Annotated in this window: 14 protein-coding genes and 1 pseudogene; 10 read left to right on the top strand and 5 right to left on the bottom strand. The window is 45.2% G+C overall.

What is annotated here, in order from left to right; translation table 11 throughout:
- Complete coding sequence (locus AC0VXX_RS06530) at positions 1 to 393, top strand: H-NS histone family protein (RefSeq protein ID WP_475516433.1); 393 nt, start codon at positions 1 to 3, stop codon at positions 391 to 393.
- A gap of 848 nt (positions 394 to 1,241) precedes the next feature.
- Here the strand turns inward: AC0VXX_RS06530 and AC0VXX_RS06525 are convergent.
- A protein-coding gene (locus AC0VXX_RS06525; RefSeq protein WP_475514310.1) for an IS3 family transposase occupies positions 1,242 to 2,317 on the bottom strand; the annotation gives its coding sequence in 2 pieces (ribosomal slippage) (positions 1,242 to 2,065 and positions 2,065 to 2,317; 1,077 coding nt in all).
- A 1,065-nt stretch (positions 2,318 to 3,382) separates the two neighbouring features.
- Here AC0VXX_RS06525 and rcsF point away from each other — a divergent pair.
- The 3 genes from rcsF (at position 3,383) to AC0VXX_RS06510 (ending at position 5,240) form a co-directional block, all read left to right on the top strand.
- Positions 3,383 to 3,769: an Rcs stress response system protein RcsF gene (rcsF, locus tag AC0VXX_RS06520; RefSeq protein ID WP_475516432.1), complete on the top strand. Its 387-nt coding sequence runs from the start codon at positions 3,383 to 3,385 to the stop codon at positions 3,767 to 3,769.
- A 113-nt stretch (positions 3,770 to 3,882) separates the two neighbouring features.
- Positions 3,883 to 4,620 (top strand): tRNA (N6-threonylcarbamoyladenosine(37)-N6)-methyltransferase TrmO, encoded by a 738-nt coding sequence (tsaA, locus tag AC0VXX_RS06515; RefSeq protein ID WP_475516431.1) that lies wholly within the window; start codon positions 3,883 to 3,885, stop codon positions 4,618 to 4,620.
- Between the two features lie 2 nt (positions 4,621 to 4,622).
- A complete protein-coding gene (locus AC0VXX_RS06510) occupies positions 4,623 to 5,240 on the top strand; it encodes an acyltransferase (protein ID WP_475516430.1) in 618 nt (205 codons plus the stop codon).
- Positions 5,241 to 5,355: 115 nt separating this feature from the next.
- Here AC0VXX_RS06510 and upp read toward each other — a convergent pair whose 3' ends face one another.
- Positions 5,356 to 5,982, bottom strand: coding sequence for a uracil phosphoribosyltransferase (gene upp, locus AC0VXX_RS06505; protein WP_475516429.1), 627 nt, complete (start codon positions 5,980 to 5,982; stop codon positions 5,356 to 5,358).
- A gap of 212 nt (positions 5,983 to 6,194) precedes the next feature.
- On the opposite strand from upp, the gene purM reads away from it, so the two are divergent.
- From purM to asnB, 5 genes and pseudogenes are all read left to right on the top strand, one after another.
- Positions 6,195 to 7,232, top strand: coding sequence for a phosphoribosylformylglycinamidine cyclo-ligase (purM, locus tag AC0VXX_RS06500; protein ID WP_475516428.1), 1,038 nt, complete (start codon positions 6,195 to 6,197; stop codon positions 7,230 to 7,232).
- The gene (gene purN, locus AC0VXX_RS06495) at positions 7,232 to 7,876 is read left to right on the top strand and encodes a phosphoribosylglycinamide formyltransferase (RefSeq protein WP_475516427.1); all 645 of its coding nucleotides are present in this window, start codon (positions 7,232 to 7,234) and stop codon (positions 7,874 to 7,876) included. Before purM ends, purN begins: the two co-directional genes overlap by 1 nt.
- A gap of 449 nt (positions 7,877 to 8,325) precedes the next feature.
- Positions 8,326 to 9,072, top strand: coding sequence for an HAD-IIA family hydrolase (locus AC0VXX_RS06490; RefSeq protein ID WP_475516426.1), 747 nt, complete (start codon positions 8,326 to 8,328; stop codon positions 9,070 to 9,072).
- Positions 9,073 to 9,269: 197 nt separating this feature from the next.
- A pseudogene (locus AC0VXX_RS06485) lies at positions 9,270 to 10,964 on the top strand (M28 family metallopeptidase).
- A gap of 402 nt (positions 10,965 to 11,366) precedes the next feature.
- The gene (asnB, locus tag AC0VXX_RS06480) at positions 11,367 to 13,028 is read left to right on the top strand and encodes an asparagine synthase B (protein WP_475516425.1); all 1,662 of its coding nucleotides are present in this window, start codon (positions 11,367 to 11,369) and stop codon (positions 13,026 to 13,028) included.
- Positions 13,029 to 13,099: 71 nt separating this feature from the next.
- On the opposite strand, the gene AC0VXX_RS06475 is transcribed toward asnB, so the two are convergent.
- The 3 genes from AC0VXX_RS06475 to AC0VXX_RS06465 all read right to left on the bottom strand — a co-directional run bounded on the left by AC0VXX_RS06475 (position 13,100) and on the right by AC0VXX_RS06465 (position 14,628).
- Entirely contained in the window at positions 13,100 to 13,453 is a 354-nt protein-coding gene (locus AC0VXX_RS06475) for a 5-carboxymethyl-2-hydroxymuconate Delta-isomerase (RefSeq protein ID WP_475516424.1), read from the bottom strand.
- Position 13,454: 1 nt separating this feature from the next.
- The gene (locus AC0VXX_RS06470; RefSeq protein ID WP_475516423.1) at positions 13,455 to 13,805 is read right to left on the bottom strand and encodes a VOC family protein; all 351 of its coding nucleotides are present in this window, start codon (positions 13,803 to 13,805) and stop codon (positions 13,455 to 13,457) included.
- 118 nt (positions 13,806 to 13,923) lie between these two features.
- Positions 13,924 to 14,628 carry a DUF445 domain-containing protein gene (locus AC0VXX_RS06465; RefSeq protein WP_475516422.1) on the bottom strand — a complete coding sequence of 235 codons (705 nt, stop codon included), beginning with the start codon at positions 14,626 to 14,628 and terminating at the stop codon, positions 13,924 to 13,926.
- A gap of 357 nt (positions 14,629 to 14,985) precedes the next feature.
- On the opposite strand from AC0VXX_RS06465, the gene AC0VXX_RS06460 reads away from it, so the two are divergent.
- Positions 14,986 to 15,342, top strand: a complete 357-nt coding sequence (locus tag AC0VXX_RS06460; protein WP_475516421.1) for a glutathione S-transferase N-terminal domain-containing protein — start codon at positions 14,986 to 14,988, stop codon at positions 15,340 to 15,342.
- Positions 15,343 to 15,417 lie beyond the last annotated feature (75 nt).

Below are 15,417 nucleotides of genomic sequence, written 5' to 3'. Positions count from 1 at the left end.
ATGAGCGAATTTCTAGATATATTGACGCATGGCCGTCGTTTTAAAGCTGCGGTAAAAGAGTTATCAGTAGAAGATTTAAAAGATGTTGCCAGCAAACTAGAAAAGATTATTACCGAGAAAGAGAAGCAGGCTGAAGAAGAAAGTGCTGCTATCGCTGAACGTAATGCTAAAATTGAAGAGATCCGTCTTCAAATGGAAGCCGTTGGTTTATCGGTTGATGATTTAGGCGCTGTTGCTGTTAAAAGTGCACCTAAAAAACGCGCACCACGTCCGCCTAAATATAAAATCGAAGTCGATGGTGAAACCATCACTTGGACAGGTCAAGGTCGAACGCCAACTGTATTTAAAAATGAATTAGAGAAAGGCCGTAGCCTAGAAGAATTTCTTATCTAGTCGCGCCGAACAACCATTGCCGAGATCATCAGCAGTGATTCAATATCAGCAAGCCAACGTTTATGCGTTGGCTTGCTTTTTATATGGAACAGTATACTCAGCAGATTAAGCGTTGCTAATATTCATTTTATCCCTAGTTCCCTCGTTCAGATGTCTACAGCAATCACTTTTAGCAAAGATCTTATACCCACACCATTTAATCGCTGTATACATCTACTCAACTTATCTAGCCAATTTAAGATGGATTGATGACGAGAGGGTTATTCTTTTCTAAATCTATGTACTTTTACTTTTCAATCAATACCAAGGAAGAATAGAACGTCTGAGCAGTCCTGCTCCCATGTGGCTGTTGAATCTAGCACCAAAACATTCTCACAGGCATCAATAAACCACATACCCTTGATTTATTAGGACTTAATCCATATAGCCAACAACGCATTCCTATTGTGAATGGTGAAGATAAAATAGCGATAGCTACTAACGATGGCGACTCTCAAAATTTAAAAATTACCACCATGATAATGACAGAGCTTCGCCGCAACAGTTACACCCTCATGCTTGAGCCGTTCTTGATTGATAACGGCCTTCACCAAACAACTTTATCGCTAAGATAATATGAATATTCCCATGTTATTTATTATTTATCGCTTATCGCTTATCGCTTATCGCTTATCGCTTATCGCTTATCGCTTATCGCAGCATTAAAGACAAACGATAACAGTCATCATAACTTTATGATAAATAGTGAAATACAACTAATAAGTGCATATAAAATCAATGTAAAAGGTACTGATATTGATTGAAGTAACGGTAATCCTCCCATTTTTAACTGCAATTAAAAATAGAAGTTAGGCAGCCATCAGTGGTGGCCTGCCGTTATTAGCTTTATGTGGTCTTTCATGATTGTAAAACCATAACCACTTAGTTGCATAGTCCTGCACCTCTTTAATTGATTCGAACAGGTACTTGCTGAGCCAACTGTACCGAATTGTTTTGTTATGTCGTTCGATATAAGCGTTTTGTTGTGGATTACCTGGTTGAATATATTCAATTCGAATATTCTGGCATTTAGCCCACGTTGTAAACTCAGTACTGATAAACTCAGGGCCGTTGTCACAGCGAATAACTGTTGGCTTAGCTCGATACTCAAATACCTGCTCTAGCGCTCTAATAACCCTTACAGCAGGAAGTGAAAATCCTGGTTCAATCACTAAAGCTTCACGCCGATAATCATCTATGACATTAAATAATCGGTAATTTCGACCATCTGATAACTGGTCATGCATAAAGTCGACAGACCATACTTGGTTAGGTTTTATCGGCTCTTTTAGTGGTTCCGGTGCATTTCGTTTGAGTCGACGTCTTGGACGAATACGCAGGTTCAGCGCTAGCTCACAGTAAATTCGGTACACTCGCTTATGATTCCATGGCTTGCCTTTTACATTACGTAAATAATCGAAGCACAGACCGAAGCCCCAATCACTTTCATCTTCGGTCAGCTTAATTAGCCAATTTGAAATCTGTGTATTTTCCGCCGATAATTTTGCTTGATAACGAAAGCATGTCTCACTGATAAAGAAAGCCGAGCAGGCCTTACTAATACTGATGTTGTGGTTAGCCACCGCAAACTGAGCGAGTTCTCTTCGCTCACAGGGCTTTACCACTTTTTTGCCATAGCTTCCTGAATGATTTCAGCTTTAAGACGCTCTTCTGCGTACATTTTTTTAAGTCGCCTATTTTCATCTTCTAGCTCTTTCATCCGAGCCATGAGTGATGCATCCATTCCCCCATATTTAGCACGCCATTTATAAAACGTTGCACTGCTCATACCGTGCTCTCGGCAAAGCTCAGGTGCGGGCGTACCAGCTTCAGCTTGCTTCAAAATCGTCATAATTTGACTATCCGTGTACCGCGACTTTTTCATATAGAACCTCCTGCGTTTAACTTACGAGAAAACTCTACTTTTAACAGCTGTTATTTTTCGGGGGGATTACCTAACCAAGTTAAATTGACACAGAAAAAAGCGAAATATCAATCATGTTAAAACTGCCAGTCGGTTCATCACACTCTAATGTCCAATAATCAGCTTGCTATACCTAACATTGCCTCATCTATAGATGGATGAGGGAAATGCTGACAGATCTGCGCCTACAAATGTGACTGACCACAAATAAAAAATAAAGATATTCACAATACAAATGCCTTAATACACTTAAATAGCGCAGGGATTTATCAATATCACCTCGAGTAAGGCAGCGGCCCATAAATGAATCATTGATGGATTTCCCCCGATGAAACTACACATAGGCATGGCATATATGACAGTGGATCAGTAATATTTTGTTAGTTCCATAAAAGCAATATCTATATTTATTTAAAGTCTTTCACTTTGGCGTTGAATTAGGGACAGTGTTAGTGGGCTGTGTTAATGGTCAATGGATGGACACAGCTTTGCTGATTAGCCGCGATTAATGTCACTATAGTGTTTACACCTTAAAGTTTAAACTGATAATTTGCCTACACTCTTTCATGCAACGATAACCGCACTTTACGCCTGCTGTAACTGAATCCTAACCGATATAAAATCATGGCCAATCGTTAACTTAAGACTATTATTAACGCTAGGCAAATAATGGGGCCGCAACAATATAGGATAAGAGCATAACGACTAGCGACGCTTCAAGGTCAATTTTACACTCGCAAACGCAAATATGGTCTATTCGCCCAGCTCATGACTTACCAATTTCACGCTCAGAAGCTCGATAATTTCATCCGGGCGATACACCAAGTTAAATCAAGCTGGTTATTTTTAAGGTGTCTTATCGAACTCGTTCAAAGCCATCTTTCCACTTATGGTTAAGATAGATGGAAACAATCACCAACAACAACTTTATCAAGCTTAACTAAAACGGTAGTATTTCTACCTTAAACAGTACAATGTGAATGATAAACTGACATTTTACTGCCACAACATACACAGGCCATTAGCATGAAAAAAATCCCCCTTACCCTATTTGCTTTACTCCTTGCTGGTTGCGCCAGTGAATACACTTTTAATAGCAATGTAGATGGCCAAGCCATTAACGACTATTTTAAAGTGGGAGAGGTCACCCTCTATCAAGAGGGAACTGAGCCAACAGTGCCTTATGAACTCAAAGGTATGGTTGAGGGCGAATCTTGCCAAGAGCGCCCAAATGATGCGCCTGCATCCATGGGGGCTGCACGCACAGCAGCGCGCTACGCCGCCGCCGATAAAGGCGCCAATGGTCTGATCATTAAACGATGTGTGATGTTTGACCAACCCAGCAAAACCTGCGTAACTCAAACCCTGTGCGTAGGCCAAGCAATTCTGACTCAAACCAACACAGACAAATAAAACCTTGGCGGGAGTCAAGGTAAACTAAAGCCTTATCAATCAGGCTTAAGTTCCCTACCCTTTACCGATGAAGCCAAGCTTCATATTATCTTGCGGTTAACCGAGCGAGTTGAATGACTTTTAGCAGCAAAATTCAGGCGGTGGCCATTTGCCACACCCCTTATAAACAAAAATTCGGCATTCCAAGACAACCAGGACTGGTCAGTGCCGCTAGGGGGTTTGTCGAACTACAGCCCCCATTTAATCATATCGATACCGTGCGTGGATTAGAGCAATACTCGCATATTTGGCTGTTATTTAGCTTTCATGAAAACTTAGCTCAAGGCTGGAAAACCACGGTTAGACCGCCAAGATTAGGCGGCAATGAAAAGCTAGGGGTGTTTGCCACTCGATCCACGTTTCGCCCTAACGGCCTCGGGCAATCGGTAGTGAAACTGCATGGGATCCACCAGCAAAAAGGCAAAGTGATGCTTGAGATCTCAGCGATGGATCTGCTCGATGGAACTCCTATCATAGACATTAAGCCTTACATCCCTTTTTCAGATGCGATTGATGATGCCCAAGGCGGTATCGCACATGATGCGCCAGTGTTAGCCGAGGTGCATTTTACCGATACCGTGCAGCAGCAACTGAGCCATTACCAGCAAAGCCAGTACCCTAACCTGCAAGCCATTATTGAAGGAGTACTAGCCCAAGATCCACGCCCAGCTTATAAAAAAGCCAAGGCCGATCCCAAGCAATATCAGGTGGCGCTCTACGATTTAGATATTCTATGGCGAGTGATAGATGGTTCTATTCACGTGGAGGCGATCCGCCCTTCCAATGCGCAAAAAATCCGTTTAGATGACTAACCATGACTGACGCTATCGATTATCAAGCCCAGCACAAACAGCGTCTCGCTTACATGCCTTGGCTCTATTTTTCACTTAAGCCGAAACATTTAAGCTGGGCTCAACCTTGGCAAGCAGCCATTCAAGAGCACCTGATGGCGGTTGAAACCGTTAGCATAGGTGAGCACTGCTTTATTGCGCCACAGGCGCAGCTGTTTGCTGAGCCCGGGCGCGATATTATTATTGGCGACCAATGCATGATAGCCGCCGATTGTTTTTTACATGGGCCGATCATTTTAGGTCGCGAGGTGGCGATCAATCACGGCTGCTCGCTCGATGGTGGACGTGGCAAAATTATTATTGGCGACCAAACCCGCATCGCCAATAACGTCACCATTTACGCCTTTAATCATGGCATGTCGCCCACCATGCCCATCTACCAGCAAAATGCCCACTCAAAGGGCATCGTTATCGGCAAAGATGTATGGATAGGAGCTCAGGCCGGCATCGTCGATGGTGTCACGATTGGCAACTGCGCCGTGGTCGGCATGGGCTGTATCGTCACTAAAGATGTGCCTGATTATGCAATTGTGGCGGGTAATCCGGCTAAGGTGATTGGCGACAGAAGAGATAAAGCCTAATCGCGCAATCATTAGGGCTCAATAGCACACTCGATAGCACACAATAAAATAAAAAAAATCCGATCACCAATGGCATCGGATTTTTTATTGCCAAACGGTTTACACCGTCCGCATGTTATTTAGTGCCGAAAATTTTATCACCAGCATCACCCAGACCTGGCAAGATATAACCTTGCTCGTTGAGGCAATCATCGATAGATGCAGTAAATAGCTCGATATCAGGATGGGCTTTCTCTAGTGCTGCAACACCTTCTGGCGCGGCAACCAACACCAAGGCTTTAATTGAGGTGCAACCACGGGCTTTTAATAAGTCGATAGTGGCGATCATTGACCCGCCCGTTGCCAACATAGGGTCGACCACAAGCGCGATACGCTCATGCATGTTGCTGGCTAACTTTTCAAAGTAAGTCACTGGCTGCAAGGTTTCTTCGTCGCGGTAAAGACCAACTACAGAGATACGCGCACTCGGTACGTGCTCAAGTACACCATCCATCATGCCTAAACCCGCACGTAAAATAGGCACTACAGTGACTTTTTTACCTTTGATTTGATCGATTTCAACTGAACCATTCCAACCGTCAATGGTCACTTTCTCAGTTTCAAAGTCTGCGGTCGCTTCATAGGTTAATAAGCTTCCTACTTCTGCTGCTAACTCACGAAAACGCTTAGTACTAATATCCCCTTCACGCATTAATCCAATTTTATGACGGACCAAAGGGTGTTTAACTTCGACTACTTTCATCGTTTTCTCCTGATGCATATTTGTGTTTTTTGAGCAAATTGCACCGATTTTAGTAGATTTGTCCAAATTGGAAAACATAAAGTTTTATAAACACGGTAAATCGTGAGCTAAGTCCGTTTCAATATTCAAAATCATCACTTTCGAGCGCCTCCACAAACTGATAGAATGCGGCGCATAAAAATCCAATAACGATGTACCCGAGAGGATCCTCCGTGAGCACTCCTACCCAACTAAGCTATAAAGACGCAGGTGTTGATATCGACGCAGGCAACGCCCTGGTAGACAATATCAAATCTGCAGTAAAACGTACCCACCGCCCAGAAGTTATGGGCAACCTTGGTGGCTTTGGTGCCCTTTGCGAGCTACCAACTAAGTACAAACATCCAGTTCTTGTTTCTGGCACCGATGGTGTAGGTACCAAGCTTAGACTGGCCATCGATTACAAAAAACACGACAGCGTTGGTGTTGATTTAGTGGCCATGTGCGTGAACGATTTAATCGTTGCCGGCGCAGAACCACTTTTCTTCCTCGACTACTACGCCACTGGCAAACTGGATGTTGCAACAGCAACGTCTGTCGTCAATGGTATTGCCGAAGGTTGTGCCCAATCAGGTTGTGCGTTGATCGGAGGTGAAACCGCCGAAATGCCTGGCATGTATGAAGGCGAAGATTACGATCTGGCCGGCTTCTGTGTTGGCGTAGTTGAAAAAGAAGATGTGCTAGACGGCTCTAAAGTGGTCGCCGGAGATGCACTTATCGCTTTAGGTTCGAGCGGCCCGCACTCAAATGGTTACTCGCTTATTCGTAAGGTGCTTGAAGTAAGCCAAGCCGATCCGCAGCAAGACCTTGATGGTAAGCCGCTTATCGATCACCTACTCGAGCCGACCAAAATTTACGTTAAGCCGCTACTTAAGCTGCTTGAGCAAAGTGATATCCACGCCATGGCGCACATTACTGGCGGTGGATTCTGGGAAAATATCCCACGCGTACTCCCTGATACTGCAAAAGCTGTGGTTAAAGGTGATTCTTGGCAGTGGCCAACCGTATTTAACTGGTTAATGGACAATGGCAACATCGCTGAATTTGAGATGTACCGTACCTTTAACTGTGGCGTGGGCATGATTATCGCCTTGCCACAAGATCAAGTAGACAGTGCTTTAAGTTTACTAAAAGCCGAAGGTGAAAACGCTTGGCTAATCGGTGACATTGCTAGCCGCAATGGCGACGAAGAGCAAGTGGAGATCATCTAATGCCCCAGTGCTGTCGCGTATTAGTTTTAATCTCAGGTAATGGCAGTAATTTACAAGCCGTTATTGATGGCTGTGATGACAATGTACATGCCGAAGTCGTTGGTGTTATCAGTAATAAACCCGATGCTTATGGCCTTGTGCGTGCCCATCACAGTGAGATAGATACCAGTTGTGTGATAGCGCACCAAGGTGAAACCCGCAGCGATTATGATGTTCGCTTGAAGCAAGCTATCGATAAGTATCAACCCGATCTTATCGTACTCGCAGGCTTTATGCGGATATTAACCGATGAATTTGTACAGCAATTTGAGGGGCGAATGATCAATATTCATCCCTCTTTACTCCCCAAATACACCGGGCTACACACCCACCAGCGGGCAATCGACGCCGGTGACAGTCAGCACGGTGCCAGCGTGCATTTTGTCACACCTGAGCTCGATGCTGGGCCGGTTATTTTGCAAGCCAAAGTGCCTATTTACCCAGAAGATGACGCCACAACCCTTGCCGAGCGCGTTCATGAGCAAGAGCATGCTATCTATCCACTCGTGGTTAAATGGTTTAGTCAAAACCGCCTAATCATGAAAGATGGCGCTGCCTATCTCGACAGTAAACCGCTCGATGTTATGGGCTATGCCGCCGATTAACGAGCCATAGATAACGCCAGTAATAAAATAGAGACCTTAGGGTCTCTTTTTTATTACTGCCACAGTAAAGGCGGGGGTTTCTTTGCTAGGGCCTGTTGATCTTTCAAGGTTGTTTTTGCAGCGAGTTGCTGGGTATTTATACAAGACAGAAGCTTTGTGGTGTAGTTATTCTACATAAAAAGCTGAGAACGCAGTAAAAATACCCAACAAACGCTGCCCTAAGGGTTCGGCTAAAAACGTTTTACTCTTTGTTAAGTGAATTTTGCTTAGATGACTAGGCTGCAATCCACTCGCCTCGATTAAAACGTTTTTGTCTCGAACAAAATTCAACCAGCAAAGATCGACAGGCCCTAGGCATTTTAAAGAATTGGCCTATGAGTATTGTTTTTACTGCTTAATTGGTTTTAGATGGAGAGGAGTTAATTTCTGCTAGCCACATGGAAGCAAAGATGAAAAATGTAATTTGCGATATCGATGGTGTATTACTGCATGACAACAAGCTTATCCCGGGAAGTGATACCTTTATTGAGCGGATCCTAGAACAGGGCAACCCGTTAGTCATCCTCACCAACTATCCCGTACAAACCGGTAAAGATCTGCAAAACCGCCTCGGCGCTGCTGGCATCAATATTCCAGAAGCCTGTTTTTACACCTCGGCCATGGCCACCGCTGACTTTCTTAAGCATCAATCGGGTGATAAAGCCTATGTCATTGGTGAAGGCGCCTTAACTCACGAGTTATACAAAGCCGGCTTTACCATTACCGACATTAATCCTGACTTTGTGATTGTGGGTGAAACTCGTTCATACAACTGGGACATGATCCATAAAGCCGCACAGTTTGTGGCTGGCGGAGCCCGTTTTATTGCCACTAACCCAGACACTCACGGCCCAGCCTATAGCCCTGCCTGTGGCGCCTTATGTGCACCGATTGAACGCATCAGCGGCCGTAAACCTTTTTGCGTCGGTAAACCCAGCTCGTGGATCATCCGCAGTGCACTCAACCACATCAATGGCCACTCTGAAAACACGGTTATCATCGGTGATAACATGCGCACCGATATCTTAGCTGGGTTCCAAGCAGGTCTCGAAACCATCTTAGTGACCAGCGGTGTCAGTCAGCTCAAAGATATCGAAAAAGAGCCTTTTAGGCCTAACCATATTTTTGACTGTGCCGGTGACATCGACGTTATCTAATCAATCCGCTTATAGTCATAAAGCGTAACATTTTAATCAGATGGCTCACTTGCTAAAGTGAACCATCTTCACCATCATGTCCCAGCGGCAATAATGTTGAGTTTCACAGACATTACCCTCGTCAGCCAACACCATAATAATAGCGCTTAACAAAACCCAGATTAGCGCCATAAATAACAATAAAAATAGGATATTAGATGCGATTACTCCTACCCGCATGCGCGTTGATAATACTCAGCGCCTGTAGTCAAAACTCAACTGCGGTTCGCACTGCTGTGAACGTGCCAGAGTTTAACGAAGCACGATTTCGTCAAGATATTCAAACCCTGTCATCAGACGCCTTCGAAGGCCGAGCGCCAACCACGCGTGGCGAGCAACTCACACTGGACTATCTCAGTAACGCCTTTGCCTCGGCTGGACTCATTGGCGCGAACGATGGCAGTTATCTGCAATCTGTACCTATGGTGAGCTATACCGCCAGCGAACAGCAGCAAGTTAACCTTGCGGGTATTACAATGCGTTATCGTCAAGATATCGTGCTGAGCAGTCGCCACGATAATCAACAGATCAATATCCATGATGCCCCACTGGTGTTTGTCGGCTATGGTATCAACGCACCAGAATACCAATGGAACGATTATCAAGGGGTCGATATGCGCGGTAAAATTGCGCTGATCTTAATCAACGACCCTGGTTTTGCCCTACCCGATTCGGGTAAATTTACTGGTAAAGCTATGACCTACTATGGTCGCTGAACCTATAAATTTGAAGAAGCTAGCCGCCAAGGTGCACTGGGCGCAATTATTGTGCACGATACCCAGCCCGCGGCTTATCCCTGGTCTGTGGTAGAAAATAGCTGGACCGGCGCTCAACAAGATTTAGTATTAGACAACGCCACTCAAGCACAGCGCGTACAAGTTGAAGGCTGGATAACCCAAACTAAAGCCAAGGCACTGTTTGACGCCGCTGGTTTATCCCTAGCCACATTAACTGACCGCGCCGCAAGCGGGCCCATCAATGTGGCACTGGACAAAACTGCCGATATCGCCTTTGCCAATCAAGCCACATACGCTAACAGCTATAACGTAGTCGCCACCCTTCCGGGCAGCCAGGCTAAGGCAGAGCAGATCCTCTTCACTGCTCACTGGGATCATATCGGCGTAGATACGAGTAAAGAGGGTGACCAAATATACAATGGCGCCTTAGATAACGCTTCAGGCATTGCTGGCATATTGGAAATTGCCCGCCAGTTTGCCAAACAAGCGAGTGAGGGCAACCCCTTGCAGCGTTCGTTAACCTTTGTCGCCACCACAGGTGAAGAGCAAGGCCTGCTTGGTTCTCGTTATTATGCCGCTAATCCGCTCTACCCTTTAACAAACACTGTGGCGGTATTTAACTTAGATAGCACCAACATTTATGGCCGCACCAGCGACTTTACCATTGTCGGTAAAGGCAAATCCGAACTTGAGCGCTACTTAAGCGATGCCGCCAGTCATCAACAACGGGTCAGCGTAAGTGAGTCGCGGCCTGAATCTGGTGGCTTTTTCCGTTCAGATCACTTCAGCTTCGCCCAATATGGTGTACCAGCCGTCTTTGCCGGTGGAGGTAATGAACCGGCCGATGAAGCGTCTAAAGCCTACCGTGCATCAATGAAAGAAAAGATGAAAGGCTGTTATCACAATGTGTGCGATGAATACCGTGCCGATTGGGATCTTTCTGGGGCGCTGCAAGATTTAGGCGTCTACTATCAGGCAGCACAAACTCTTGCTAATAGTGACGACAGGCCCGGTTACTACCCAGGCACTGAGTTTCACCATTTACGCCCAGCCAAAACCCCGGCAGCCAACACGCCGCAAAGGCCAGAGAATATAACAGCCCAAGGCATGCAGTAATGCTAGTGGCCTAGGCCACAGACAGACTCACTCGCGCTTACTGACATGTTTCAACTCACTAGATTGGCAAAGGCTTCTCATTGAAGCCTTTGCTGTATAGATAATCATCACACCATGTAAATAGCTCATTTACCCACCAACATTGGCCATAACATCATAAATTGCGAGTCAATTTAAGATTGTCAAAATCTCGGCATCAAAAACCCAACCAAAATAGTGATTAACCACAAAAATCGCCATTAAAATAAACAATCATCATTTTACAACCCGAATAACCATACAAATAGTCACTCAAAAACCTATAAAACCGCCGTTTTATCAAAAAACAGGTTTGGCAAATCGATAAAATGCTGTCAAAGTGATTGGCAATTGAGATTAAGTGAGTTTTTGGGAGTTTTTGTTATGTGTTCAATATTCGCCATTTTAGATATTCAGTCCGATGCGACTCCACTGCGTCAAGTGGCACTAGAGATGTCCAAACTACTGCGCCATCGTGGCCCTGATTGGTCAGGGATCTACAGCAGTGATAAGGCCATTTTAGCCCATGAGCGTTTAGCCATTGTCGATATCGAACATGGCGCACAGCCACTGTTATCTGATGATGAAACGCTGATTCTTGCCGTCAACGGTGAGATCTATAACCACAAAGAACTCAAAGCTGAATTAGGCGATAAGTACAGCTATCAAACCAACTCAGATTGCGAAGTGATTTTGGCGTTATATCAAGAATATGGCAGCGCATTTTTAGATAAATTAAACGGCATTTTTGCTTTCGTGCTGTATGACAAAACCCAAGATACCTATTTAATTGGTCGTGACCATATGGGGATCATTCCGCTTTATACGGGTCATGATGCAGAAGGTAACTTCTATATCGCATCTGAAATGAAAGCACTAATGCCTGTGTGTAAAACCGTGGAAGAATTTAAGCCGGGCCACTTACTGACCCCTGCAGGTTACGAGCAGTACTATCAGCGTGATTGGCAATCTTTTAGCGCAGTAGAGCACAACGACGCCAGCGTCGATGAGCTGCGTGACGCCCTCGAAGCTGCAGTAAAGCGTCAGCTGATGTCTGATGTGCCCTATGGCGTATTGCTATCGGGTGGATTAGATTCATCAATCATCTCAGCTATCACCCAAACCTTTGCTAAACGCCGCATCGAAGATGATGGTGCTAGCGATGCATGGTGGCCACAGTTGCATTCATTTGCTGTTGGGCTCGAAGGCGCGCCGGATCTCGTCGCGGCTAAAAAAGTGGCCGATGCCATTGGCACCATACATCATGAGATCACCTTTACCTTCCAAGATGGCTTAGATGCGATTAAAGATGTGATCTACCACCTTGAAACCTATGATGTCACCACCATTCGCGCAGCCACGCCAATGTACCTTATGGCACGTAAAATTAAAGCGATGGGCATAAAAATGGTATTGTCAGGTGAAGGCGCCGATGAGCTATTTGGCGGTTATCTTTACTTCCATAAAGCGCCTAATGCCCAAGCCTTCCATGAAGAGCTAGTACGAAAATTGGACAAGCTACACCTTTTTGACTGCCTACGCGCCAACAAAGCCATGGCAGCCTGGGGGCTCGAGGCTCGCGTGCCGTTTCTTGATAAAGAGTTTATCGATACCGCCATGCGCATCAACCCTGAAGCAAAAATGTCAAAAGATGGCCGCATCGAGAAACATATTTTACGCCAGGCATTTGAGCACAAACTGCCTAAAGAGGTGGCATGGCGTCAAAAAGAGCAGTTCAGTGATGGGGTAGGTTACTCTTGGATCGATGGTCTTAAAGATCATGCGGCGCAGCAGGTTGACGATCTACAGCTGGCTAACGCCAAATTTAGATTCCCTTACAACACGCCAGAAACGAAGGAAGCTTACTTCTATCGTTGTTTCTTTGAAGAGCACTTCCCACTGCCATCAGCAGCAGAAACTGTGCCTGGCGGTAAGTCAGTGGCTTGTTCGACGCCTGAAGCACTGGCTTGGGATGAGAGCTTACAAGGCATCATCGACCCTTCTGGTCGTGCAGTGCAGTCGGTACATGAAAGCGCGTATGCTTAAGCGATAGGTAATCACATCGCAAACTAAAAAAGAGACCTTAAGGTCTCTTTTTTATGTCGATAATCCTAACCTTATTCGCAAGGTATGCTGCGCTTAAAATAGTGCTCAGGCACCAAGTCATGTACTTCCATGGTGATGCTGTTGACCGAAGCGGTTAAGCTTGCCATGGCTTGATAGACACTCTGGGTTAAATGCTGCTTTTGCGCATCAGTGCGTCCGGGCATGATACGAAAAGTGAGATGGATAAAACTGCCATCGGCTAACATGCCGATTTGTGAATGCTCACTGCCGTAACTACGCGACTTAATGGCCGATGACTCAAATAAGGCTGAATTAATCGCCCCTTGATGCACGGCTTGGACTAAGGCGTTGATATCGAACTGCTGCGCTAATGGCGCCGAATACTCAATGATACAATGTGGCATATTATTGTGACCATACCGCAAACTCGTTACCGTTTGGGTCCTTAAAGTGAAAACGACGGCCGCCGGGAAAGGAAAATATCGCCTTGGAGATCACGCCTCCCGCCCTTTCCACCTCGGCCAATGTGTGGGTCAGTTGCGCTGAATAGATCACAATCAAGGGCGCACCTTGGCTTAAATCTACATGCTGGTCGCTTAAGTAAAAGCCACCGTTTATGCCTGCATTAATAAAGCAGCTATAACTGTCACCATAGTCGACAAATTGCCACCCAAAGACGTCACTAAAAAACGCTTTAGTGGGTGCCATGGCTAATACCGGAATTTCTAAATAATTAATGCTTAAGGGAGCGTCCATAATCGCCTCATATTGTCGATAGCAGCACATAAAACAGTAGCATAGATAACAAGTTCATGACTAAACAAAAAAGAGAGCCTAAGCTCTCTTTTTTGTTTATCGGCACCAACACGCTCGCTTAGGCAAGTAAGGCAGCGACCAAACCAATCAAACCACCAAACACCCCTCCCCACACAACGAGCCACCCTAAGTGTTTTTTGATCATCTCTTGAACAATCTGTTTCACCAATTGTGGGGTTAACTCTTCAAGACGCTGATGCACTATCGCGGTGATTTTAGCTTTCAATTCGGCCAATACGTCTGGCTGCTCAATCTCTTGCTTAAGTAGCGCATAAAAATCATCACTTTGAGTGATCTCTATCAGTGAGCTTTTCATCTTCTCAATAAAAGGTGCCTTTAACGGTTCAATGGCATCGGTGCCACCAAACATGGCGAGCATGCCACCCAAAGATGACTGTTCAACCGTGGTCACTAGCGCGTCAAATGCGGGGGTCATGTCCACGCGTTCAATGATAGGGGTTAAGTTAATGTGTGATGCACCGTCACCCTGCTGAGACAGAAATTTATCAATATTCTCATCGGTAAAAAACTGTTCCATCATCAAATGGGCAATGCCCGCTTTAAACTCTTCAAACCGTGCGGGTATCACCCCACTGCCGTATAAACCGGGGACCTTTTCAAACAGCATATGGATAGCAAGCCAGTTGGTTAAGGCGCCCGACAGGGCAAATAATCCGACATTGAGCATCACAGGGGAAGCCAATAAGTAGCCAGTTGCCATCACTGCCCCAGCCAATAAATTTGTAATAAAACTCTTATTCAACGTCTCTTCTCTCCAACTACCAAGGTGACGACAACTTGTCGATAACCTGTTTTGATGCATAAAAAACCGCGCGTATCTTACCATAAGCCACTCCATAAGCCATTGAGTAACAAACGGCCTTTACTCCACCACAACGCATGGAGATAACATGGGGATTAGGCTTTTAAGATCAAGTCACGTTGACCTTTGTTCCGCCATTATCGGCATGCCTTAATGATTAGCGCATCAACAAGTGCTGCAAACCCAAAACAAGTGTTATTTCAAGGCCCCGATAACACAGCCAGATCAATCATCACTTTGATCCGGGTCACACTTAGGTTAAAATCACGCCCATCAAATTACATGAGGATGTTGTCAATGTTTATCGTTCGTTGGGTATTAGGTCGTATTATTCTGTTTTTTAATTTCATTTTTGCCCCAAAGAAGCGTCAGCGCCCGATAGCAGAACAAACCAAAATTGATGAGCAGACTCGCCAAATTCAGTTATATCAATATCCTGCGTGTCCATTTTGTGTCAAAGTGCGCCGTACTATTCGTCGTCAAGGCCTTAATATCGCGACTGTCGATGCCAAACAAACCGAGCATCAACAAACACTGGTAAAGCAAGGCGGCAAAGCCATGGTGCCCTGTTTACGCATAGAGGAAAACGGTCAAGTACAATGGATGTATGAATCTTCAGACATCATTAACTATCTTAACCAACGCTTCGCATAATGATTGACCAGCGCGTTAATCAGTAATGACTAACGCGCATGATTTTTACCATCAACTTATAGGGCGCCTGCCTGT

Source organism: Shewanella sp. QJM3NY_23 (assembly GCF_056173105.1).
Note: the sequence above shows the minus strand (reverse complement) of the source record. Positions and strands in the feature narration are given on the sequence as shown.